At 41.3% G+C, this 22,206-nt stretch carries 22 protein-coding genes; 13 read left to right on the top strand and 9 right to left on the bottom strand.

The window, feature by feature from the left end; genetic code table 11:
• Entirely contained in the window at positions 1-546 is a 546-nt protein-coding gene (locus ACXYMT_RS11385; protein WP_459059241.1) for an acyl-CoA thioesterase, read from the top strand.
• On the top strand, positions 547-1,494 hold the full coding sequence (locus ACXYMT_RS11380) for a bile acid:sodium symporter family protein (protein ID WP_459059240.1): 948 nt from the start codon (positions 547-549) through the stop codon (positions 1,492-1,494). It begins immediately after the preceding gene.
• Between the two features lie 144 nt (positions 1,495-1,638).
• Here ACXYMT_RS11380 and ACXYMT_RS11375 read toward each other — a convergent pair whose 3' ends face one another.
• From ACXYMT_RS11375 to rpmH, 3 genes are all read right to left on the bottom strand, one after another.
• A complete protein-coding gene (locus ACXYMT_RS11375) occupies positions 1,639-2,019 on the bottom strand; it encodes a DUF423 domain-containing protein (RefSeq protein WP_459059239.1) in 381 nt (126 codons plus the stop codon).
• A gap of 69 nt (positions 2,020-2,088) precedes the next feature.
• Positions 2,089-4,941 carry a carbamoyl-phosphate synthase large subunit gene (gene carB / locus ACXYMT_RS11370; RefSeq protein ID WP_459059238.1) on the bottom strand — a complete coding sequence of 951 codons (2,853 nt, stop codon included), beginning with the start codon at positions 4,939-4,941 and terminating at the stop codon, positions 2,089-2,091.
• A gap of 107 nt (positions 4,942-5,048) precedes the next feature.
• Positions 5,049-5,207, bottom strand: coding sequence for a 50S ribosomal protein L34 (gene rpmH / locus ACXYMT_RS11365; protein WP_083961569.1), 159 nt, complete (start codon positions 5,205-5,207; stop codon positions 5,049-5,051).
• Positions 5,208-5,371: 164 nt separating this feature from the next.
• On the opposite strand from rpmH, the gene ACXYMT_RS11360 reads away from it, so the two are divergent.
• Together ACXYMT_RS11360 and ACXYMT_RS11355 are read left to right on the top strand one after the other, a co-directional pair.
• A complete protein-coding gene (locus ACXYMT_RS11360; RefSeq protein ID WP_459059237.1) occupies positions 5,372-5,887 on the top strand; it encodes a tetratricopeptide repeat protein in 516 nt (171 codons plus the stop codon).
• Positions 5,888-6,036: 149 nt separating this feature from the next.
• Positions 6,037-6,738, top strand: a complete 702-nt coding sequence (locus ACXYMT_RS11355) for a TlpA family protein disulfide reductase (protein WP_459059236.1) — start codon at positions 6,037-6,039, stop codon at positions 6,736-6,738.
• A 49-nt stretch (positions 6,739-6,787) separates the two neighbouring features.
• Here ACXYMT_RS11355 and ACXYMT_RS11350 read toward each other — a convergent pair whose 3' ends face one another.
• Positions 6,788-7,714: a lytic transglycosylase domain-containing protein gene (locus ACXYMT_RS11350; RefSeq protein WP_459059235.1), complete on the bottom strand. Its 927-nt coding sequence runs from the start codon at positions 7,712-7,714 to the stop codon at positions 6,788-6,790.
• A 1-nt stretch (position 7,715) separates the two neighbouring features.
• A complete protein-coding gene (locus ACXYMT_RS11345) occupies positions 7,716-8,420 on the bottom strand; it encodes an alpha/beta fold hydrolase (RefSeq protein ID WP_459059234.1) in 705 nt (234 codons plus the stop codon).
• Between the two features lie 195 nt (positions 8,421-8,615).
• Between ACXYMT_RS11345 and ACXYMT_RS11340 the strand changes: the two genes are divergently transcribed.
• On the top strand, positions 8,616-8,915 hold the full coding sequence (locus ACXYMT_RS11340) for a GNAT family N-acetyltransferase (RefSeq protein ID WP_459059233.1): 300 nt from the start codon (positions 8,616-8,618) through the stop codon (positions 8,913-8,915).
• On the opposite strand, the gene mtaB is transcribed toward ACXYMT_RS11340, so the two are convergent.
• The 3 genes from mtaB to ACXYMT_RS11325 form a co-directional block, all read right to left on the bottom strand.
• The gene (mtaB, locus tag ACXYMT_RS11335; protein WP_459059232.1) at positions 8,912-10,246 is read right to left on the bottom strand and encodes a tRNA (N(6)-L-threonylcarbamoyladenosine(37)-C(2))-methylthiotransferase MtaB; all 1,335 of its coding nucleotides are present in this window, start codon (positions 10,244-10,246) and stop codon (positions 8,912-8,914) included. The genes ACXYMT_RS11340 and mtaB overlap by 4 nt on opposite strands.
• Before the next feature lie 229 nt (positions 10,247-10,475).
• A complete protein-coding gene (locus tag ACXYMT_RS11330; RefSeq protein ID WP_459059231.1) occupies positions 10,476-11,648 on the bottom strand; it encodes a GlmU family protein in 1,173 nt (390 codons plus the stop codon).
• Between the two features lie 123 nt (positions 11,649-11,771).
• Positions 11,772-12,023, bottom strand: coding sequence for a type B 50S ribosomal protein L31 (locus ACXYMT_RS11325; RefSeq protein WP_093113969.1), 252 nt, complete (start codon positions 12,021-12,023; stop codon positions 11,772-11,774).
• 173 nt (positions 12,024-12,196) lie between these two features.
• Here ACXYMT_RS11325 and ACXYMT_RS11320 point away from each other — a divergent pair, with 173 nt between their 5' ends.
• The 7 genes from ACXYMT_RS11320 to ACXYMT_RS11290 all read left to right on the top strand — a co-directional run bounded on the left by ACXYMT_RS11320 (position 12,197) and on the right by ACXYMT_RS11290 (position 19,415).
• On the top strand, positions 12,197-12,727 hold the full coding sequence (locus tag ACXYMT_RS11320; RefSeq protein WP_459059230.1) for a DUF4199 domain-containing protein: 531 nt from the start codon (positions 12,197-12,199) through the stop codon (positions 12,725-12,727).
• 10 nt (positions 12,728-12,737) lie between these two features.
• Positions 12,738-13,697, top strand: a complete 960-nt coding sequence (locus ACXYMT_RS11315; RefSeq protein ID WP_459059229.1) for a glycosyltransferase family 2 protein — start codon at positions 12,738-12,740, stop codon at positions 13,695-13,697.
• Between the two features lie 51 nt (positions 13,698-13,748).
• The gene (locus tag ACXYMT_RS11310; protein ID WP_459059228.1) at positions 13,749-15,479 is read left to right on the top strand and encodes a phospho-sugar mutase; all 1,731 of its coding nucleotides are present in this window, start codon (positions 13,749-13,751) and stop codon (positions 15,477-15,479) included.
• Between the two features lie 10 nt (positions 15,480-15,489).
• Positions 15,490-17,313, top strand: coding sequence for an ABC transporter ATP-binding protein (locus ACXYMT_RS11305; protein WP_459059227.1), 1,824 nt, complete (start codon positions 15,490-15,492; stop codon positions 17,311-17,313).
• A 581-nt stretch (positions 17,314-17,894) separates the two neighbouring features.
• Positions 17,895-18,440 (top strand): RNA polymerase sigma factor, encoded by a 546-nt coding sequence (locus ACXYMT_RS11300; protein ID WP_459059226.1) that lies wholly within the window; start codon positions 17,895-17,897, stop codon positions 18,438-18,440.
• Between the two features lie 32 nt (positions 18,441-18,472).
• Entirely contained in the window at positions 18,473-18,982 is a 510-nt protein-coding gene (locus ACXYMT_RS11295; protein WP_459059225.1) for a hypothetical protein, read from the top strand.
• 1 nt (position 18,983) lies between these two features.
• Entirely contained in the window at positions 18,984-19,415 is a 432-nt protein-coding gene (locus ACXYMT_RS11290) for a hypothetical protein (protein WP_459059224.1), read from the top strand.
• 62 nt (positions 19,416-19,477) lie between these two features.
• Here ACXYMT_RS11290 and ACXYMT_RS11285 read toward each other — a convergent pair whose 3' ends face one another.
• Positions 19,478-20,518, bottom strand: coding sequence for a WD40/YVTN/BNR-like repeat-containing protein (locus ACXYMT_RS11285; protein WP_459059223.1), 1,041 nt, complete (start codon positions 20,516-20,518; stop codon positions 19,478-19,480).
• Between the two features lie 76 nt (positions 20,519-20,594).
• On the opposite strand from ACXYMT_RS11285, the gene ACXYMT_RS11280 reads away from it, so the two are divergent.
• Complete coding sequence (locus ACXYMT_RS11280) at positions 20,595-21,812, top strand: RsmB/NOP family class I SAM-dependent RNA methyltransferase (RefSeq protein ID WP_459059222.1); 1,218 nt, start codon at positions 20,595-20,597, stop codon at positions 21,810-21,812.
• The last annotated feature ends 394 nt before the right edge of the window (positions 21,813-22,206 follow it).

Raw genomic sequence — 22,206 nt, 5'->3', positions numbered from 1 at the left:
ATGTCAAAAGAATATAAGACAGTTGCCGAATCTCATGTGACCATATCGGAACTTATGCTTCCCTCCCATTCCAATTTCAACGGGAAGATCCATGGAGGTTATGTGCTTTCCCTGCTTGACCAGATCGCTTTTGCCTGCGCCTCAAAACACTCAGGCGTGTATTGCGTTACCGCGAGTGTCGATACTGTGGACTTCTTAAATCCTATTGAAATTGGGGAACTGGTAACCATGAAAGCCTCTGTAAATTTCGTGGGTAACAGTTCTATGCAGATCGGGATAAGAGTCGAAGCTGAAAATATCCAAACAGGAGAAGTAAAACACTGCAACTCCTCCTATTTTACGATGGTAGCAAAAGACAGCGAAGGAAATTCGGTTAAAGTTCCGGGCTTAATTCTCAAGTCCCGGGATGATATTCGAAGGTTCGCAAAGAGTATAAAACGATATGACAATAAGAGGGTACGACTTAAGGAATTTACTGAAACAGATTTTGTTTCGGAAGAACACCTGCACATCGTAGAGACCTATAATGTAAAGATCGAGCATTAAGTGAAATTCAACGGGTTCATAGCTGCGCTGCTCTTTTCCATCCTTATCGCATGGTTTCTACCTACCGGACCGGAAGTTTTACCTCTTAAAACGATTACCGATATAGGAATAGGATTTATCTTCTTTTTCTACGGACTTAAACTTTCTCCGGCAGAGTTCAAGGCCGGATTCAGTAATTATCGGGTCCACATTCTTATTCAGCTCACCACGTTTGTCGTTTTTCCACTGCTGGTGTTGGCCTTTACGCCATTCTTTGAAGGAGGCACCTCTTCTCAACTCTGGCTGGCTCTATTTTTCCTGGGAGCCTTGCCTTCTACCGTCAGTTCTTCAATTGTCATGGTTTCCCTTGCAAAAGGCGATATTCCTACGGCGATCTTCAACGCCAGTCTTTCAGGTCTTATAGGAATTATAGCCACACCTGTCTGGATGAGCTTCTTTATGGCTTCCTCATCGGAATTTGAATTTGTAGCTGTCATTCAAAAGCTTTTGATCCAGATCATTTTACCGCTGGTTATCGGGCTTTTTCTTCAGAAATTCCTCGGAAGTTTCGCCAGAAAAAATTCGAAGAAAATCAGCTTTTTTGACAAGTCAGTTATTGTCCTGATAGTCTATTCCAGTTTTAGCAGTGCCTTTTCTTCGGAACTATTCATCACAGTTGGGCTGACAGATCTTCTGAAACTCTCAGGCCTGGTAACAATACTTTTCTTTGCCGTTTACTTTGGCCTCGGACTCGTCTCCCGAGGGATGCAACTTTCTACTGAAGATGAGATCACAGCGAAATTCTGCGGAACTAAAAAATCACTGGTGCATGGCTCTGTAATGGTGAAAGTCATCTTTGGAAACAGCGCGGCAAATGCTTTGTACCTTCTGCCCATTATGCTTTACCATATCCTGCAGTTGCTGGTGATCGCTGTTTTTGCTGAAGGATACAGGAAGCGTGTAAATTAGGAAATGAATAGGTATCTTTTTTTCTCCTACTTAATCAAAAGGACCATCATCAAATGAAAACTTTTCAGCAGGAATATGAAGAATTTTTGAAGCTCTACGGTTTTGAGAATAATTAATCTCTGGCAGAATCCCCTCAATCCATTCTTAGATTCCGTAGATATTTACAACAAATAATATCCACCCCATCGCCAGTAGTAATCCACCTAACGGAGTAACAGGCCCTAAAAATGACATTTTTCGCCCCTTAGCTGATGAGATCACCAACCCGTAAATACTGAAGGAAAAGAAAAAGACCCCGAGAATAAGAAACCATCCCATAAGGTTTTGAGAATAACCGGTAAAAGGAAATATTATTCCGCAGAGAATAAGCAAGAGTGCGTGGTACATTTGGTATTTCACTCCGGTTTCGAAACTTTTTAACTGATCCTCATTTAGGTACTTTTTCAATCCATGTGCACCAAAAGCACCAAAAATCACGGCCACAGCACCATAAAGACCTCCTGTAATAAAAACTAATTCTTGCATAATTTCTAAGTGAAATAAAAAATGCCACCTAAAGAAGATGGCATTCAAAAATAGCATTTTTGAGACTTATTATTTACTTAAGTACATCTTTCTCCTCGAATATAGTTCGTAGAAAGTGTCATCTCTTAAACTGTCAATGAACAGGATACTTTCTCCTGTACTCTTCATTTCTGGTCCCAGCTGTTTGTTCACATGCGGGAACTTGTTGAAGGAGAAAACAGGCTGCTTAATTGCGTACCCATCCAGTTTAGTGCTGTATTCAAAATCGGTCACTTTATTTTCTCCAAGCATGACTTTGGTAGCATAATTCACATAAGGCTGCCCGTAAGCTTTGGCAATAAAAGGTACAGTCCTCGAAGCTCTCGGGTTGGCTTCAATGATGAAAACCTTGTCATCTTTAATAGCAAACTGGATATTGATAAGCCCCACCGTGTTCAAAGCAAGAGCGATCTTCTTGGTATGATCTTTAATTTGCTGTAGCACGAGATCACCCAGATTGAAAGGAGGAAGTAATGCGTTTGAATCTCCGGAATGTATTCCGCAAGGCTCAATGTGCTCCATGATCCCAATGATCTGGACGGTCTCGCCATCACATATCGCATCGGCTTCAGCCTCTATCGCACCGTCGAGATAGTGATCCAGTAATAATTTGTTGTTCGGGATCTTGCGGAGCAGGTCCACAACGGTAGCCTCCAGATCCTTTTTGTTGATCACGATCTTCATTCCCTGGCCTCCAAGTACATATGAAGGTCGCACCAGAATCGGGAAATCCAGTTCATCTGCCAGCTCCAGTGCTTCATCGGCAGTTTCGGCAACACCAAAATCCGGATATGGAATATCGTTCTCCTGAAGTAGTTTCGAGAACGATCCTCTGTCCTCTGCTAAATCAAGAGATTGATAACTGGTTCCAATGATCTTTATTCCGTAGCGGTCAAGTTTTTCAGCTAATTTAAGAGCGGTTTGACCTCCCAGCTGCACGATAACTCCTTCCGGATTTTCGTGGCGGATGATGTCATAAATATGCTCCCAGAACACTGGCTCGAAATATAGTTTATCTGCAACATCAAAGTCGGTCGAGACTGTCTCAGGGTTACAGTTGATCATGATGGTCTCATAACCACACTCTTTTGCTGCCAGTACGCCATGAACACAACAGTAATCGAACTCAATACCCTGTCCAATTCTGTTAGGCCCGGAGCCAAGAACCACTATCTTAAGTCGGTCTGATACTTTACTGTCGTTCTCAACATATTTAAAGCCGTCTTTTGTTTCAATTTCAGCTTCAAAAGTTGAATAGTAATAAGGAGTTTCAGCTTTAAATTCGGCTGCACAGGTATCTACCAGTTTGTAGACCCTGTTAATGCCCACTTCTTCACGTTTCTTGTAAACCTGACTTTCAAGACAGTCAACCATATACGCGATTTGCCTGTCCGCAAAGCCTTTTTGCTTAGCTTCTAAAAGCAGGTCTTTAGGTAGAGAATCAATACTATACCTGGAAATCTCCACCTCCAGGGCATGAAGTTCTTCATATTGCTTAAGGAACCACATGTCTATTTTTGTGATCTCATGTATTCTTGCAAGAGGAATTCCCAGCTGAATAGCATCATAAATCACGAATACCCTATCCCAACTGGCATTTTGCAGTTTTTCGAGGATTACATCGTAGTTGGTGTATCCCTTCCCATCTGCTCCCAGTCCATTTCTCTTGATCTCGAGAGATTGGGTGGCTTTGTGAAGTGCTTCCTGGAAAGATCTACCTATTCCCATTACCTCTCCTACAGATTTCATTTGAAGTCCAAGAGTTCTGTTACTACCTTCGAATTTGTCGAAGTTCCAACGTGGGATCTTTACGATCACATAATCCAGAGTAGGCTCAAATAAAGCTGAAGTAGATTTGGTGATCTGGTTATCCAGCTCATCAAGGGTATACCCTATAGCCAGTTTTGCCGCGATCTTCGCAATTGGATATCCTGTAGCTTTGGAGGCCAAAGCGGAAGAGCGGGAAACCCGTGGGTTGATCTCAACTGCAATTATATCTTCATTTTCATCGGGACTTACCGCGAACTGTACATTACAACCTCCGGCAAAGTCACCAATACTTCTCATCATTTTAATAGCCATGTCACGCATTCTTTGGTAGGTGACATCACTAAGAGTCATGGCCGGCGCAACAGTAATGGAATCTCCGGTGTGGATTCCCATTGGATCCATGTTCTCAATGGAACAAATGATCACAACGTTGTCATTTTTATCCCGTAATAATTCAAGTTCATATTCTTTCCAGCCTAAAAGGGCTTTATCGATCAATACTTCGTGAATCGGAGAAGCTTCAAGACCGGCCTCAAGTAACTCATCAAATTGATCTTCGGTATGTACAAAAGAAGCTCCGGTTCCTCCGAGAGTGAAAGAAGCTCTAATTACAAGAGGAAAACCGAATTCCTGTGCTATTTCTTTTCCTTCAAGATATGAAGTTGCAATTTGTGCCGGGGCAACCGGAATGCCAATCCGCCCCATTAGCTGCTTGAATTTTTCCCTGTCTTCTGTAATATTAATTGCATCGATGTCTACCCCGATCAATTTGACATCAAAATCTTTCCAGATGCCTTTTTCATCTGCCTCTATACAAAGGTTTAGTGCAGTTTGCCCTCCCATGGTAGGAAGAACGGCATCGATCTGCGGATGCTCTTTTAGAACTTCAATTATTGATTTTGTGGTGAGAGGTTTTAAATAAACATGATCGGCCATAGAAGGATCGGTCATGATGGTGGCAGGATTGGAATTTATGAGGATAGTCTCTATCCCGTCCTCTCTTAAGGATCGTAGCGCTTGTGTACCGGAATAATCAAACTCACAAGCCTGTCCTATAATAATAGGACCGGAACCAATTATTAAAATACTTTTAAGGTCTTTATTCTTAGGCATTAGGAAATTATTTTGAGTGGGTGTTTGTAAAAATAGGAACCTAAAGGGTATAAAAAAAGGCGTTACTTAAAAAAGTAACACCTTTATTATTTCGGGTCGATTATCATCTAGTGTTTATGCCTTTGCTCAGAGGAAACAGATAATTTCTTTCTTCCTTTTGCTCTTCTGCGAGCAAGCACTTTTCTTCCGTTAACACTCGCCATACGCTCTCTAAAACCGTGCTTGTTTTTTCTTTTCCTCTTTGATGGTTGAAACGTTCTTTTCATGATAATTATCTTTAATCTTCTTTGAAATCGCTTTGAAAAAAGCTTTAAGACCTGCTCTTAAAACTGCGGGCAAATATACAAAGAGTTTTTACTTGCACAAACCCTAATTTGAAATAATTTCCAATTGTTTTTCTTACCTTTGCAGCCTTTAAATTTTACTGCAAATGTTCAATAAAGTCTACAAATTGATCATCACCGGCATCCTGGTGATCCTCGCCATCTGGCAATTTTTTGAAGGGAATATAGGAAACGGAATATTTCTTTTACTTCTTTCGGGGATTTTTGTCTTCCTCTATTATAAGAATGAGATGATCTTAATGGCCTTTTTAAGACTTAGGAAGCAGGATTTTGCAGGCGCCAAAAAATGGCTTGACAAAATAAAAGATCCCGAAAAAGCTCTTACCCAAAAACAGCAGGGTTATTACTGGTACCTACATGGGTTGATGGTTTCTCAAACGAATATCACTCAGGCTGAAAAATTCTTTAAGAGAGCCATCAAACTCGGTCTTTCCATGAAACAGGATCTAGCCATGGCAAAACTTAATCTCGCCGGGATAGCCATGACCAAGCGCCGAAAAAGAGAAGCTCAAATGTTGTTGCAGGAAGCTAAAAAACTGGATAAGCACAATATGCTTGACGAGCAGATCAAGATGATGAAGCAGCAAATGAAGAAGATCTAAAAATGTCTTTTTTGACACCTCTTCTTTAAGATTTCTTTTGTAGGATTTTTATAGTTGTATTTCAACTAATATTCCCGTAGTTAATCGAGTTATTTCTTTGCTAAGCTTCTTATGCTGTACATTTGTGCAAAATTTGGACCCCTAGCTAAATGCGCAAATTTTTTCTATTGTTTCTTACATGCTCCTGTCTTTTGACCGGTTATGGTCAGCAGGAACAAATCAGTTTTTCTCAAGCACTTAGCCTTCACCTTCCCAAATATAAAAAACACGCAGATCAAGCTTATCGCACTCGAGATGTAGAAAGGGCTACTTTTCTGTTCGACTCCCTTGTAAATAATTGTTTAAAGGGAAGCCGGCTGGATAATTTCAAGGTAAAAGATCTAAGAAAGAAGTCCGTTCTTTTGGATGAATTTGAAAAGCCGGTATATCTTACTACTTACGCTTCCTGGATTGCTCCTACCGCAGGAGAAATTCCGGCGTTAAACAAACTTGCCGAAAAATACTATGAGCAGGTAGACTTTGTAATGCTCTTTTGGGACGACCGTGAAACTGCAAAGGAACTTGCAAAGAAGTACAGCAATCACATTACCATCCTCTATGTGGATGAGATGCAGAATAACAGTCCGCACGTTATTAAGATGATGAAGCATTCTCTGGGCTTCCCGACCTCTTTTTTACTGGACAAGGATAAAAAGATACTGGATATTAGAAGAAAGGTCTCACATCCCTTCGGAATTGAGCTGGAAAAATCTTTCAACCTCAATTACGACGCTTTCTCAAATGCTCTTTCCCTACTCCTCATAAAGGATAGCAGCCAGTACTCTACAGCCGAGGAAACTTTTACTCCATAAAAAAGACCACAACTCTATTGCGGTCCCGTTCTAACTCTGAAATTATGGTTTAAGGCGCTGAAGAATAATAACCATCTTCGGGAAGCTCGATAAGATATTCCTTTCCTGACGCATTATTAAGATGAGCCTCCCGTAACCATGGATTGTGGATCTTAAGTATTTTATAGTTGATACCGAAATCCTGAGCGAATTTTGCAAAATCGGTCACTGCGGTGTCTACTTTTACTTTATATGAAGGTATATGCTGATAAAGATCTTTTTGCCTGAAGTTGAACCCATAGCTTTTAGCATTCTCCATAATCTCTTTTAGTGCCAAAATCCTGAAAACGTAGCGCCCGGTCTCTTCGCCCAAAAGCAAATCATAATAGTCTACCACATCCTGTCTTTCCCTTTGTCTGTCTACCCCGTAATTCCCTGCATTATATGCTGCAGCTGCAAGGGTCCAGTTTCCAAACCGTTCTTTTGATTTCTTCAGGTATTCAGCTGCCACCCGGGTTGATTTTTCAAGATTGTAACGCTCATCCACATTATCATTGATCTCCAGCCCGTATTCTTTTCCTGTACTCTCCATGATCTGCCAGAATCCCCGGGCGCCTGCCGGAGAAACAGCATTGGTAAGTCCGCTTTCTATCACGGCGATGTACTTAAGATCATCAGGAACTCCATACTTCTCTAAAATGGGTTCTATAACAGGAAAATATTTATTTGCACGTTTCAACAGCAAGAGTGTATTGGACTGCCAATAGGTATTCACCAACAACTCTCTATCCATTCTTTCAAAGACATCAGGATCTTCCAAGGGAACAGACTCCCCTGCAAATTCAAGATCATCGGGCATAGGAAGGGCATAAACATTATAACCATTCGAAATTTGCTTCTCCTGGTTTTCATCTGTTGGAGCATCCTGCACTGCATTTATACCCAGTCCACAAATCACCAGCAAACTTCCTCCAATAAAAATATTCTTCAGTTTCATATCAATTGATTATTTCTTTCTCTTTCTTCTTTTCAAGCTTTCCGGTAAGGATAATTTCTTCTAAGTGATCATTGAACCACCTAAATCTATTAATGATCATCACATGAGTCCCTCCTTTAACTGTAATACATCCGTCAATATATTTATAAGGAAAGATCTCATCCTTATCTCCATGAATGTGCACCACTTCTTCATAGGGTTCCGGCCTCTCCCAGCACACCATTTTCTCAATCGCCCAATCCAAATAGCGGGTATCGGTAATTGACAAATATTTCTTGTAGAGCTTTGCTCTCTTTGTAGCAAAATCTCCTATTGCTATTTTTTCAAGAGCATCCACGTGCCGGGCCAGGGAAGTAGGCAAAATCTTAAACACCTTTGTACAGCGAGCAAAACGCATCCTGCGTGGTAATTCCTTTTCACTCTTGACACTGGAGATGATTATAACCCTGCGCACTTTAATGATCTGGGCCATTTCCTGAACAATAACCCCGCCAAAAGAAACTCCAATTAACACCGGATTATCATGTTCTATTTTCTTGCATAGTCTTGCCGAATAATCCACGAGTTTTTCGCCCGGTTTTGGCAACAACCAGTCAAGCCAGTGGATCCTGTACTTATCTTCCGGCAACCTGATCATTTCAAAGATACTGGGATTTGCGGCTAAACCGGGCATACAATACACGTGAACTAGAGAATGTTTTGTCATATTTCAGGAGCTTCAACAGCCCAAATGTGCCCAAAAATCGTTAACTTTACTTCCAAATTTAAGGGAAATTGGCCGCTTCAATTAAATATTTAATATAAAATTTCCTCCCGTATTCCGGGACAGCTAACTTTCATTCTTTACACAGAACTTCTAAAAGTGGCTGATTTTTTGATACTAGTTAGAAAAACAAAAATTATGAACCCTCAACTAACTGTTAATGACAATGAATTCCTGCGTCAATTTGAGCTTCAGGTTGATGGAGATTTAGCCAAGATCGAATATGCCAGTCAGGATCGCAAGATCTTCCTTACCAAACTGGAAATGAGCGAAGATCTTAAGGGAAAAGGCTATCTCGAACCTTTCATTGAAAAAGTGCTGGATATCATCAAAGAGCGTGAGATTCGGGTGATGCCAACAAGTCCTACCATTGCTAAGTTCATGCGAAAGCATCGACGCAGATACAAAGATATGCTCCCGGTTGGTATAAATATCTAAAGCAGAACTTTATCCTCCACATAAGAAAAGCGGACTAACCCGTCTTCTCCTATTTCTTTCAATTCAACCTGGTGCAAGGTATTTACCAGCGCAGGATCCCAGGGTGTTTTCACCTTTACATAATTTTCTGTAAAGCCGTGAATATACCCTTCTTTATTCTCCCCTTCAAAGAGGACAGTTTTTGTTTTACCCAACTGTGATTCATAGAAGGCTCGCCTTTTCTTGACAGACAGCCCCCGCAACATCTTACTTCTTTTTTTACGGACCTTCAATGCCACTACATCATCCATTTCGGCAGCCAGTGTATTATCCCTTTCTGAATAAGTAAAAACATGGAGATAAGAAATATCCAGTTCATTTAGGAAGTTGTAAGTTTCCAGGAAGTGCTCATCTGTCTCTCCCGGAAATCCAACTATGACATCCACACCTATACAGGCATCGGGCATTACCTCCTTGATCCTCTGCACCCGGTCCACATATAGTTCCTTTAAATAACGCCGACGCATTGCCTTGAGTACATCATTACTTCCGCTTTGCAATGGAATATGAAAATGGGGAACGAACGTGTTGCTCCCAGAAACAAAATCAATAGTTTCATTCTTAAGGAGGTTAGGCTCTATAGAGGAAATGCGCAGTCTTTCAATTCCTTCAACCTTGTCCAAAGCTTTTACCAGATCGAGGAAAGTGTGCTCGTGTTTCTTATTCCCGAATTCTCCTTTCCCGTAATCTCCAATGTTGACTCCGGTCAATACAATTTCTTTTATTCCTTTATCACTAATCTTCCTGGCATTTTCAAGAACATTTTCCAGAGTGTCACTTCTGGAAATACCACGGGCAAGTGGAATGGTACAGTAAGTACATTTGTAATCACAACCATCCTGGACCTTTAAAAAAGCCCTGGTGCGATCTCCATAAGAATAAGATCCTACGTAAAAATCTGCCTCCCCTATTTCACAGGAATGCACCTCTCCCATTTCATTTTTGGTGAGGTCATTCAGGTAGTTGGTTATCTTAAATTTTTCAGTAGCTCCAAGGACCAGATCAACTCCATCTACGGCGGCCAGCTCTTCAGGTTTTAGCTGCGCGTAGCACCCAACCGCGATCACAAATGCATTTTCATTCGCCTTTTGTGCCTGCTTAACTATGGTCTTGAAACGTTTATCAGCATTATCGGTCACCGAACAGGTGTTGATCACATAAATATCGGCTGCTTCACTAAAATCCACCCTTAAAAATCCCTCGTCCTTAAAAGAACGGGCTATTGTAGAGGTTTCAGAAAAATTAAGCTTACAACCAAGGGTGTAAAATGCTACTTTTTTTGCGTCTTCCATTTCTTCTCAATCACAATCCTGATAGCTAACCTTCAGGAATCCAGTTAAATAAAACAGCCTCTAAAAATGGCATTTTAGAGGCTGCAAAGATACCAACTTTTAAACAATGAACAATTAGCAATGATCAATAACCAGCTAACAATGAACAATTACCAGCAGAAGCAAATACCAAGCACCAAATTTCAAATTTCCTCCTGACCACTGATCACCGACCACTGAACAGTGATCACTAACTCCTCCTGTACTTCTTCGTGTCTTCAAACACCTGCTCCAGGATGGCTTTATCTTCTTCTGAGAATTCAATGTCACGACGAGCCATAACCACTTCAGCGACTTCAAAGGCTTTTTCCGTTTTGTATGTAGTGGTTCCGCCGCTACCGCCCCAGCTGAAGCTAGGGATGAAATTCCGGGGGAAACCGGCTCCGAAGATATTGGCACTGACTCCTACCACTGTACCGGTGTTGAACATGGTATTAATTCCGCATTTACTGTGATCCCCCATCATGAGTCCGCAAAATTGCAGTCCGGTTGGCGCGAATTTTTCTGAAGCGTAATCCCAAAGACGCACCTCGGCATAGTTATTCTTCAGGTTTGAGGTATTCGTGTCGGCGCCCAGATTGCACCATTCGCCTAACACAGAATTTCCAAGGAAACCATCATGTCCTTTATTAGAGTACCCAAAAATGACAGAATTATTAACCTCTCCTCCTACTTTGGAATGAGGACCAACAGTGGTTGGACCATAAATTTTAGCTCCTAATTTCAGGGTCGCATGATCGCATAAAGCAAATGGTCCTCTCACGATATTCCCTTCCATGACCTCTGCACCTGCTCCAATGTAAATGGGTCCTTCCGAAGCATTGAGAATGGCACATTCTACTTTTGCTCCCTCCTCTAAAAAGACATTTTCGGCACCTATTACCTGATTGGTAGAAGATAATTTCTGACTTTTCCTGTCCTGAGTAAGAAGTTCAAAATCGGCTGCAATAGCTTCGCCGTTAAGCCTAAAGATGTCCCAGGTTTGCTCCACCATCATGGCTTTTCCTTCCATTTCTATATTCACACAATCTGCAAAATTTACTTCCTGCTCTTCATATGCATGAAATGCAACAACATCTTCTTCGTAAAAGATGCCCTCGCCAGGCTGCAGGTTCTTTATCTGCTCCACCAGCTCGGTAGTTGGCAGAAATGCTGCATTGATCATAATGTTTTCCTCCATTTCCACCATGGGCCACTTTTCAGCCAGGTAATCTTCGGTAATGGTCGAGGTGGTTGTGTTGAGAAGTTTCTCCCACTTCTCACGAATAGTCAGGATTCCCACCCGAATATCGGCCACAGGCCTTGTAAAAGTAAATGGCAAAAGCTGGGCACGAACAGCTCCGTCAAATAGTATGTAGTTCATTTGAAAATTCTTTTAGGTAAAGGTACAAGAAATTTGATCTGGAAGAAGTAAAACAGCCTTCTCCCCTTTGGAACAAAAAAAGCCCCCTTAACAGGAGGCTTCTATTTTATCATGACGCAAAAATTACTTCTTGAACTTCGCGTATTTGTTCTTGAACTTGTCAATACGACCGGCAGTATCCAACAACTTGGCTTTCCCGGTGTAGAAAGGGTGAGAAGTTCTGGAGATCTCCAACTTCACTAAAGGATATTCCTCACCATCAACTTCAATAGTTTCTTTTGTGTTTGCGGTAGATTTGGTGATAAAAACCTCGTCATTAGACATGTCTTTAAAAGCTACCAATCTATAATTTTCCGGATGGATTCCCTGCTTCATCTCTTTATTCTTTAAAATCTTGTAATTTTTTCGAGGTGCAAATTTAATTAATTTTTCTAAATCAACAACTATTCTGCCCTAATTTTTAAGTAGTAAATAAAGCAACTCCACCTGTGTAACGTTTTGTTATATTTGCTTACTAACCTGTAATTAAACTAACGAACCTAACCAAAATGGAAATTCAAAAAGCTAAAACAGGTAAATTTGTTCTTAATTATGGTCTTTTATTAGGGATCATACTTGTTGTTGTTGGGGTGATCATGTACGTCACCAATAATCATTTGGAGCCGCACTGGTCGTTCATGCTCCTTACTTTTGCTATTTTTATCGCAGTAGTCATCTATGGGATTAAAGCTTTTAAAGCCGAGAACGGCGGCTTCCTTAGCCTTGGCGAAGCTATAAAGGTAGCAGTAGGAATTGGTCTCATTGCCGCTATCATTGGTGGTCTATGGACAATTTTACTCGCAACAGTCATTGAACCCGATTATATGGTACAAATGGAGGACATTCAAAGAGAGCAAATGATCGAACGCTTTCCCGAAATGACCGATGCACAAATTGATAACGCTATGGGAATGGGCGCTGCTTTTCGATCTCCCTGGGTTACCTTTGCACTTGGATTGGTTATGTACATGTTCTTTGGACTAATAATAGGTCTCATTGGCGGACTCATTATGAGGAAAAAAAGACCATACGATGTATAAATATTATTAAATGCAGCTATCTATTGTCATCCCTCTTCTTAATGAAGAAGAATCATTGAATGAATTATATAATTGGATCGCATCGGTGATGCGGTCCAATTCTTTTTCCTATGAAATAATTTTTATAGATGACGGTAGCACAGACGGTTCCTGGAAAACCATCAAAAAGATCTCTGCGGAAGATCCTTCTGTCAAAGGAATTAAATTTAATCGTAACTACGGAAAATCCCAGGCGTTGCACGTAGGTTTTGATAAAGCCGAAGGCGATGTGGTGATCACTATGGATGCCGATCTTCAGGATAACCCGGAGGAAATTCCGGAATTATATCACCTTATCACCAAAGAAGGTTACGACCTTATTTCTGGCTGGAAGAAAAAGCGCTATGACTCTGTTCTTTCCAAAAATATTCCTTCGAAACTTTTTAACGCGGCTGCCCGAAAGACTTCAGGTCTAAAATTACATGATTTCAATTGCGGACTCAAAGCATACCGCAAAGCAGTGATCAAGAACATCGACGTTTACGGAGAAATGCACCGTTACATTCCGGTATTGGCGAAGAATGCCGGCTATTCCCGCATTGATGAAAAAGTAGTACAGCACCAGGCAAGAAAATACGGAAAGACAAAATTTGGAGCAGAGCGTTTCATAAATGGTTTTCTGGACCTAATTACCATCTGGTTCCTTTCCACATTTGCCCGTAGGCCAATGCACCTTTTTGGGGCACTCGGAGTTCTAATGTTCTTCTTCGGTTTTCTATTTGCGGTTTGGATAGGGGCTTCAAAGCTCTACAAACTATATCACGGTCTTCCTAATATTCTGGTGACCGATAATCCATGGTTCTATATCTCGCTCACCACCATGGTGCTGGGAACACTTCTCTTTATTGCCGGTTTCTTAGGCGAGCTAATTCTGCGCAGCAGCAGGGATAAAGAACGCTACCGCATTAGCGAAACTACAGGAGAGTTTTAACAGCTTTACCACATAAATCATTATTTTTGTTGCTGAATTAAAATTTCGGAAATGAGCTACTACGATATAAAATCCAGGGCAGAATCCTGGTTGAGTGCTCCTTTTGACAAAGAGACACAGAAGGAAGTACAGGACTTGTTGCAAAATGATTCACAGGAACTTAAAGAAAGTTTTTATACAGATCTTGAATTTGGAACCGGCGGGATGCGTGGCATTATGGGCGTGGGCACCAACAAGATCAACAAATACACCCTTGGAAAGAACACCCAGGGTCTTTCAAATTATCTTAAAAGACAGTTCCCCGGGGAAGAATTAAGAGTGGCTATTGCTTACGATTGTCGTAATAACAGTGAAGAACTGGCCCGCATAGTGGCCGATGTATTTTCGGCTAATGGAATCAAAGTTTTTCTTTTTTCTGAACTAAGACCAACGCCCGAACTCTCTTTTTCTGTAAAATATCTTGACTGCCACTGCGGAATCGTACTTACAGCCAGTCATAATCCGCCGGAATATAACGGTTATAAGGTTTACTGGCAGGATGGAGGGCAATTAGTACCGCCACAGGATAAGGAGATCGTTGAAGAGATCAACGGGTTGGAATACAGTGAGATCAAATTTGAAGCTAACGAAGATTTGATCGAGCTCATTGACAAAAATGTCGATGAAGCTTTTGCTGAAGCATCTGTCAAAAATGGCACTTTTGAGACCTCTTCTAAAGCGCGAAAAGATCTTAAAGTAGTATTTACTTCCCTGCATGGCACCTCGATTACCATGGTACCCGATGTATTAGAAAGAGCAGGATTTTCACAGGTAAGCATTGTTGAGGAACAACGTGAACCAAACGGAAACTTCCCAACTGTCAAATCTCCAAACCCCGAAGAACCTGCAGCTCTTAAAATGGCGCTGGAAAAAGCCGAGAAAGAAAACGCCGACATTGTAATAGGTACCGACCCCGATTGTGACAGGCTTGGTGTGGCTGTAAGAGATTCAGAAGGGAAAATGGTTCTTTTGAATGGAAACCAGACCATGTTGATCATGACCTGGTTCTTGCTGGAACAATGGCAGAAAGAAGGTAGGCTAAAAGGAAAAGAATTCGTTGGATCTACAATCGTGTCCACTCCTATGCTGCGCATTATGGTGGAAGATTATGGAGTAGAATACAAAGAAGGACTAACCGGCTTCAAGTGGATAGCTAAAATGATAAAAGATTTTCCAAATCTTGATTTCATAGGCGGCGGGGAAGAAAGCTTCGGGTTTATGGTAGGTGATTTCGTAAGAGATAAAGATGCTGTGACCTCCACCCTGTTGGCATGTGAGATCGCTGCGCAAATGAAAACTGAAGGTAAATCCCTTTACACTAAGATCGTTGACCTGTATGTGAAATATGGCTTTTATAAGGAAGACCTGGTTTCTCTTGTAAAAAAGGGAATTGACGGGGCAGAACAGATCAAAAACATGATGATCGATCTTAGAGAGCATCCGCTTTCAGAGATCGCAGGGGAAAAAGTAGTTCTCGTAGAAGACTACCAGAGTTCTAAATCTTTTAATTATAGTTCCATCGAAACTGAGATCAGTACCCTCGAGGTGCCAAAATCCAATGTTCTTATCTACTATACCGAGAACGGCACTAAAGTAGCTGCTAGACCAAGTGGTACCGAACCTAAGATCAAGTTCTATATAAGTGTAAATGCTTCTCTTGATACCGTTGAAAATTACGGAAAGGTCAATCAGGAGCTTTCAGACAAAATAGAAGCTATCAAATCTGAGCTAAAACTGGCCTAGGCCATCCCTAATGAATTACTTCAAGAAAATTATGAGGTTCGCGATCCCTTACAAAAGGTTCGCGATCCTCAATATCATTTGTAACATTTTCTACGCGCTTTTCAGCACCCTGTCATTTTTGGCGCTTATCCCCGTTATCCAGATCTTATTTGACAAGACCAAACGGGTAGCCGTAGAACCGGAATGGGCCGGGCTGGCAAGTATTAAAGATTATGTAGTAGATTCCTTTAACTATGAAGTTACCCGCCGTGTAAATGAAGATGAAGTTACTGCCCTGCTATTTGTTTGCGGAATTGTTGTCATTCTCTTTTTCCTTAAGAACCTCTTTGGCTATCTGGCTGCGTTCTTTATCACTTTTCTTCGGAATGGGGTCCTACGTGATGTACGAAATGCCATTTACGACAAGATCCTGGTACTGCCTGTTTCCTACTTTTCCGAAAAACGAAAAGGCGATACGATTTCCCGAATAACTGCCGATGTAAACGAAGTGCAGACATCTTTCCTGTCAATTCTGGAATTAATTGTTCGCGAACCTCTTACCATTATTTTTACCATTACGGCCATGCTCATCATGAGCCCCACACTTACGGTCTTTGTCTTTATTTTTCTGCCGATTTCAGGATTTATAATTTCTGCAATTGGTAAAAAACTGAAAAGTAAATCCAATCAGGCGCAGGAAGAAAATGGATATTTCCTGTCTCTTGTTGAGGAAACCCTTTCCAGTTTGAAGATTGTAAAAGGATTTAATGCCGAAGACAAATTCAGGGATAAATTCCACACCTCAACCAACAGGCTTAAGCGAATTCTGGACAGTCTCCTCAACAGACAGAACCTCGCCTCTCCTACCAGTGAATTCCTTGGAATTTTTGTGATAGTTATTATTCTCTGGTTTGGAGGGAATATGGTGCTGGTAGAAGGTACTCTCGACGGAGCGACCTTCATCGCTTTTATGGGTCTTGCATATAATATTCTTACTCCGGCAAAGCAAATTAGCAAAGCGACCTATAGTGTCAAAAAAGGAGATGCAGCTGCCGAAAGGATCTTTCAGGTACTCGACACCGAAAGTAATATTACAGATGCTGACAATGCTATTGAAAAAACGGATTTTCAGGAAAAAATTGAGATCGAGAATATATCCTTTAGGTATGAAGATGAGAATGTACTGAAGAACTTCAGCATCACTGTACCTAAAGGTTCTACCGTTGCACTTGTTGGTCAATCGGGAAGCGGAAAGTCTACCATTGCAAATCTTGTGACCAGATTTTACGATGTGAATGAAGGCGCAATTAGTATCGACGGAGTTGATATAAGGGATATGACCAAGAAATCACTTCGGAATTTAATGGGACTGGTGACACAGGATTCCATCCTGTTTAATGACACCATAAGAAATAATGTAAGCCTCGGCAAAGAAGGGGCTACAGACGAAGAGATCATCGATGCTCTTAAAATAGCCAATGCCTGGGAATTTGTGAAGGATCAACCTCAGGGTCTGGATACCAACATCGGCGACAGCGGTAACAAATTAAGTGGGGGACAAAAACAGCGGCTTTCTATTGCAAGGGCTGTGCTTAAGAATCCGCCGATCATGATCCTTGATGAAGCCACCTCTGCCCTTGACACCGAAAGTGAAAGGCTGGTGCAAAAAGCATTGGAGAACATGATGAAGAACAGAACCTCTATAGTTATTGCTCACCGATTGTCGACTATTCAAAATGCAGATCAAATTGTAGTAATGCAAAAAGGGCAGATTGTAGAGCAGGGAAAACATGATGAATTGCTCGCAAAAAAATCGGTTTACCAAAAGCTGGTGGAGATGCAGTCGTTTGAGTAGGTGCAAAATGGGAAGTTAGCTGGCTGATTTTAGAAGTACGAGTGAAGTTAGCAGTACAGGTTTAGAAGTCAGCTAAAAGATCAGTTGCCATTCCGACGTAGGAGAAATCTCTTCTTTTCTCCTGTCAATCCTACACAAAAGGAATCTCTTTCACCCTCTCCTTCCAACGAAGGAAGCCTCCCACATGTTAGTGGCTGCATTTCATAAATTAGAGACTAAACCTTCCCTAAACCTTATCCCTTTAAAAAAGAAAGGTTCCAAAAATGACATTTTTGGAACCTTTTCTTTTCAAGTAGGTCATGGTAGAAGAAAAAATGGATGAAGTAGGTCCATCCATTTTCCCTAAATCTAATCACCGCTTTGGGGCAGGTGGTGAAAAGATCTCCATCATTTGGAGCAAAAAAGATTTACTTTTTCACAATGTGAAGATACTACAAAAAACCAAACAAAAAAATTTTTTGTGTATTTTATCTACAATTTATGCATTTCATCGACATTCTGGCTGTTGAATATGTATTCCCGGCAGTTATAGTTTTTAAATAAATCCTCCTATCTTTAACCGCTTTTAAACTCCGGCACCTTTGAATTCTTCCGAAGAAAATTTAGTTCAACGCCTTCAGGACCCAAAGTCCAGGAATGATGCATTTCGGGAGTTGCTGGAATTGTACCAGGAAAGGCTCTACTGGCAGTGCCGAAATATTGTAAAGAACCACGAAGATGCCGATGATGTTCTCCAAAACACCTTTGTAAAGATCTTCAGGAATATCGAGAAGTTTAAGGGCGATAGCCAACTTTTTTCATGGATGTACAGGATAGCGACAAATGAGTCTATTACCTTTCTTAACAACAGGGCCAAAAAACAGCATATTAGTTCAGAAGAACTTCAGCAACAGATCATTGACAATTTGGAGAATGATGTATACTTTGAGGGGGAAGAAATTCAATTAAAGTTACAAAAGGCTATTGCTACCCTTCCGGAGAAACAACAACAAGTTTTTAACATGAAATACTTTCAGGAATTGAAGTATAAAGAAATTTCTGATATTTTAGGTACTTCAGAAGGTGCACTTAAGGCTTCATACCATCATGCGACCAAGAAAATAGAAGATTTTTTAAAACAGACTTAAACCTTAGGGAGAAATTTCAGTCAAATAATTAAATGAAAGAGAACAGGTTACCATACAGCAACAAATCAGGATTTAAAGTTCCGGAAGGTTACTTCCAGGATCTCGAGTCCCATTTAATGGAGCGCGTAACCGCAGTTGAAAAAGATTTTGGTCAGAGCCCCTTCAAGGTGCCCGAAAACTATTTTGAGCAGCTTGGTGACAAGGTATTTGAAAAGCTGGAAGATCAACCCAAAAAGGGGAAAGTTATTCCGCTTTTCCGCAGAAAGACCTGGTCTTATATAGCAGGAGTCGCAGCTGTGGCAGCTGTATTATTTAGTTCTGTGATCTTTAACGAAAATGGTGAGATTGGTTTTGAAGACCTGGATATCACCGCTGTTGAAAATTACCTTTTGGAGTCCCTCGATATGGACAACCCAAATGCTGCTCCTTATGTTGACTATGAATTAACTGCTTCGGCAAACCCAAATATTGATAAAGAAGCCCTTTTTGAATATTTAAATGAGAATATTGAAGAACCGGCACTCCTACTTAACGAAGAATAAAATGAAAAAGTTTTTGTTTATGTTCCTCCTTCTCGCAGTCGGCTTTCAGGCGTCTGCACAAGACAGGGATGAGCACCGCGAAAAGATCAAGGCTCTTAAGACTGCCTATATTACCGAGGGCTTGAACCTTACGGCACAGGAAGCTCAAAAGTTTTGGCCTATCTACAACGAATACGAGAAAAAGCGCCGCGAACTTTATCGGCAGGAAAGAGCTGAAGTGAATGTGGAATGTTTAAGTGAAGAAAAAGCAGACTCCAAATTAGAGGAGTATGTTGAACTTGAGCGCAAAGATTACCTCTTGAAAAAGGAATATTATAAGGACCTTAAAAAGATCTTTACGGCTCGTAGAATTATGGAGCTTAACAAGGTCGAAGACGATTTTAATCGCAAGCTGATGCGGGAGTATCGCGCCCGTCAAGCCTCGAAAAATTAATACTTAGATTTTGGTTGGTTAGTTGAAATGATCCGGTTGCTTAGGCGCCGGATCATTTGTTTTTACCTGAATTTCAATTTCGCCAGCCGGTTCTTTCCTGCAGCATAGGCAATTGAATCATTTAGGAATCGGATGGTGTAAAAGCCTTCAGAAGATAATTGCTCCCAATTTTCTCCAGCATCAAAAGAATAAGAGATGCCGGTAAATCCTACTGCCACTATTTCCTTACCTCCCCCACCGGGCACATAGCGCACGCTGCTTTTATAGCCGGGCTCCCTGCCTTCTGCAATGAGACGCCAGGACTTACCCCCATCATTGGTCACAGCTTTGTTAGCTCTATTTTCTCCAGGCGCAGTATAATCCCCGCCAATAATGATTCCCTGCTGCTCATTGTAGAAATCCATGGAATATCCGCCCTGCGTACTTTCCCCCTGCACTAGTGGAGTCTCGAACACTTCCCAGGTTTTTCCTTTATTAGGAGTGAAAAATACTCTGGATCGCACGCCTCCGGAAAGGATCCACGCCTTCTCTCCTTCTACAGCAATATTGGAATTACTGGCTGCAAATGCGGCTTCACCTTCGGCTGCCTCGGGTAACTGATCACAGGAAAGTTTGTTCCATGTTTTTCCGCCGTCACGGGTGATGATAATTGAAAGGCAATTTTCCACAGCATCACCCATAGCTATTCCTTCTTTGTCATTCCAGAACGTCATAGCATCGTAGAACACTTTTTCGCCTTCTTCTTTATACACCAGCTCCATTTTTCCGCCGTCGCCTGTCTTGTATAGTAGTGCCGGATTCGCAACGCTCAGCATGAAGAAATCTTCGGAAGTTCCCGCAACAGCTCTGAATTCAGGATAAATAGAATCGTACTGCTGCCGACTCACCCTTACCTGATCTTGCGCGGAATTATAAATTCCATATGCCCCATTAGAGCCCGCAAAGGCAAGATCCTCACCCATAATCTCTATAGCTCTAATACTCAGGGAATCTTCAAGAAGAACATCAATTTCCACTTCCGAAAAAGGCATTCTTTGCTGCTGTTCTGGTTCAGATTTACATGCTGAAAAAGTTAAAATAACTATTAAAAGTAGTCGCTTCATTTATAGGAATTTGCCCGTAAAGATAGATTTTTCCGAAGGTTTAAAAAGCTTACCTTTGCAGCTTTAAATTATTTTTATGCGCTTATACAGAAACCTGGTCTTCGCAACCGTTGATGCCCTGGGAGAAATTTTTAATGAAGGAGAATACGCCGATAAGGTAATTGCAAAAACCCTGAAACGCGATAAACGCTGGGGCTCCCGTGACCGAAGTTTCATTGCCGAAACTACTTATGACATCGTTCGCTGGAAGCGCCTTTATTCTGAAATTGCTGAAGTCAAAGCACCATATTCAAGAGAAAATCTATTTAGGCTTTTTGCTGTCTGGGCTACTTTGAGAGGTATTGAAATTCCGGCCGACTGGAAGCAGATCGAACCTGTGCCTACCCGCCGTATCAAAGGAAAATTTGATGAGTTGAGTAAGATCAGGAAATACAGGGAATCTGTGCCCGACTGGCTGGATGAAATGGGAGTTAAAGAACTGGGAGAAGAAGTTTGGGAAAAGGAGATCCATGCCTTGAATGAGCAGGCGCCGGTTATATTAAGAGTTAACACTCTAAAAACCACCAAAGAAAAGCTGCAACAGGAGCTTCAAAAAGAGGGAATTGAAACTGAATTTTTGAAGGGGTATCCTGATGCGCTACAGTTAAAGGAAAGAGCAAATGTTTTCAAAACAGAAGCTTTTAAGAATGGTCTTTTTGAAGTTCAGGATGCTTCTTCACAATTGGTAGCCAATTTTCTTGAGGTAGAACCGGGAATGCGGGTTGTTGATACCTGCGCCGGGGCCGGTGGAAAATCATTGCACCTGGCAGCACTTATGGAAAATAAAGGTCAGTTGATCGCCACAGATATTTATGCCAACAAACTGAAAGAACTTAAGCGTCGCGCACGCCGTGCCGGAGCTCACAATATTGAATCCCGAACCATTGACTCCTCAAAAGTGGTAAAAAAGCTCTACGGAAGTGCAGATAGAGTACTCATTGACGCTCCTTGTAGCGGACTCGGAGTTTTGAGCCGGAATCCTGATGCAAAATGGAAACTGCAGCCTGAGTTCATTGATACCATTAAAATGACACAGGAGGAGATCCTGAAGCAGTATTCCAAAATGGTCAAAAACGGAGGAAAAATGGTCTATGCGACCTGTTCAATTCTGCCTTCAGAAAATGAAGTACAGGTGAAGAAGTTCCTGTCCAGTGAAGAAGGAAAAGATTTTAGCCTTGCAAAAGAGCAGAAGATCCTCTCCAGCGAAACCGGGTTTGACGGATTTTATATGGCGCTTCTGGAAAAGAAAAATTAGGAATTAAGCTACAGCCTTTTTTAGATTTAATGTTGCCTCCGGATAATTCCGGAGGCAATTCTTTTTATAGAAGACAGGGTTTCTACTTGAAAAAAAAAAATCGAAATGCCTTCGCCTTTAGGCGGAGGATAATGAAAATAGATTTTAAGGGCTTTAGCCCAACCTTCAGCAACCAAAACAAGAAGTCCCAAAAATGGCAATAACTCTCTTTTTCATTATTAAATGCAAACAGCAAATTCCTTCAATTGCCTCCGCCTTTAGGCGGAGGGTTATAAAATTGGTATAAAAAGGGCTTTAGCCCAACTTGAAACAACCAAAACCAGAGGCCTCAAAAATGCCATTTTTGAGAGGCAATATTTTTCAATCCTTTTTGGTTTGAGGCCGAAGGAGTTCT

The sequence above is a fragment of the Salinimicrobium sp. CAU 1759 genome, from assembly GCF_054482715.1.
The sequence above is the reverse complement of the archived record's forward strand: the minus strand, read 5'-3'. Positions and strand labels throughout refer to the sequence as shown.

Bases quoted from the DNA above. Each gene is read 5' to 3' on its own strand.
- ACXYMT_RS11315 (WP_459059229.1), top strand. From the start codon at position 12,738: ATGCAGCTATCTATTGTCATCCCTCTTCTTAATGAAGAAGAATCATTG.
- ACXYMT_RS11285 (WP_459059223.1), bottom strand. From the start codon at position 20,518: ATGAAGCGACTACTTTTAATAGTTATTTTAACTTTTTCAGCATGTAAA.
- ACXYMT_RS11325 (WP_093113969.1), bottom strand. From the start codon at position 12,023: ATGAAGCAGGGAATCCATCCGGAAAATTATAGATTGGTAGCTTTTAAA.
- mtaB (WP_459059232.1), bottom strand. From the start codon at position 10,246: ATGGAAGACGCAAAAAAAGTAGCATTTTACACCCTTGGTTGTAAGCTT.
- rpmH (WP_083961569.1), bottom strand. From the start codon at position 5,207: ATGAAAAGAACGTTTCAACCATCAAAGAGGAAAAGAAAAAACAAGCAC.
- ACXYMT_RS11375 (WP_459059239.1), bottom strand. From the start codon at position 2,019: ATGCAAGAATTAGTTTTTATTACAGGAGGTCTTTATGGTGCTGTGGCC.
- ACXYMT_RS11385 (WP_459059241.1), top strand. From the start codon at position 1: ATGTCAAAAGAATATAAGACAGTTGCCGAATCTCATGTGACCATATCG.
- ACXYMT_RS11310 (WP_459059228.1), top strand. From the start codon at position 13,749: ATGAGCTACTACGATATAAAATCCAGGGCAGAATCCTGGTTGAGTGCT.
- ACXYMT_RS11330 (WP_459059231.1), bottom strand. From the start codon at position 11,648: ATGAACTACATACTATTTGACGGAGCTGTTCGTGCCCAGCTTTTGCCA.
- ACXYMT_RS11360 (WP_459059237.1), top strand. From the start codon at position 5,372: ATGTTCAATAAAGTCTACAAATTGATCATCACCGGCATCCTGGTGATC.
- ACXYMT_RS11290 (WP_459059224.1), top strand. From the start codon at position 18,984: ATGAAAAAGTTTTTGTTTATGTTCCTCCTTCTCGCAGTCGGCTTTCAG.
- ACXYMT_RS11355 (WP_459059236.1), top strand. From the start codon at position 6,037: ATGCGCAAATTTTTTCTATTGTTTCTTACATGCTCCTGTCTTTTGACC.
- carB (WP_459059238.1), bottom strand. From the start codon at position 4,941: ATGCCTAAGAATAAAGACCTTAAAAGTATTTTAATAATTGGTTCCGGT.
- ACXYMT_RS11350 (WP_459059235.1), bottom strand. From the start codon at position 7,714: ATGAAACTGAAGAATATTTTTATTGGAGGAAGTTTGCTGGTGATTTGT.
- ACXYMT_RS11340 (WP_459059233.1), top strand. From the start codon at position 8,616: ATGAACCCTCAACTAACTGTTAATGACAATGAATTCCTGCGTCAATTT.
- ACXYMT_RS11345 (WP_459059234.1), bottom strand. From the start codon at position 8,420: ATGACAAAACATTCTCTAGTTCACGTGTATTGTATGCCCGGTTTAGCC.
- ACXYMT_RS11305 (WP_459059227.1), top strand. From the start codon at position 15,490: ATGAATTACTTCAAGAAAATTATGAGGTTCGCGATCCCTTACAAAAGG.
- ACXYMT_RS11295 (WP_459059225.1), top strand. From the start codon at position 18,473: ATGAAAGAGAACAGGTTACCATACAGCAACAAATCAGGATTTAAAGTT.
- ACXYMT_RS11320 (WP_459059230.1), top strand. From the start codon at position 12,197: ATGGAAATTCAAAAAGCTAAAACAGGTAAATTTGTTCTTAATTATGGT.
- ACXYMT_RS11280 (WP_459059222.1), top strand. From the start codon at position 20,595: ATGCGCTTATACAGAAACCTGGTCTTCGCAACCGTTGATGCCCTGGGA.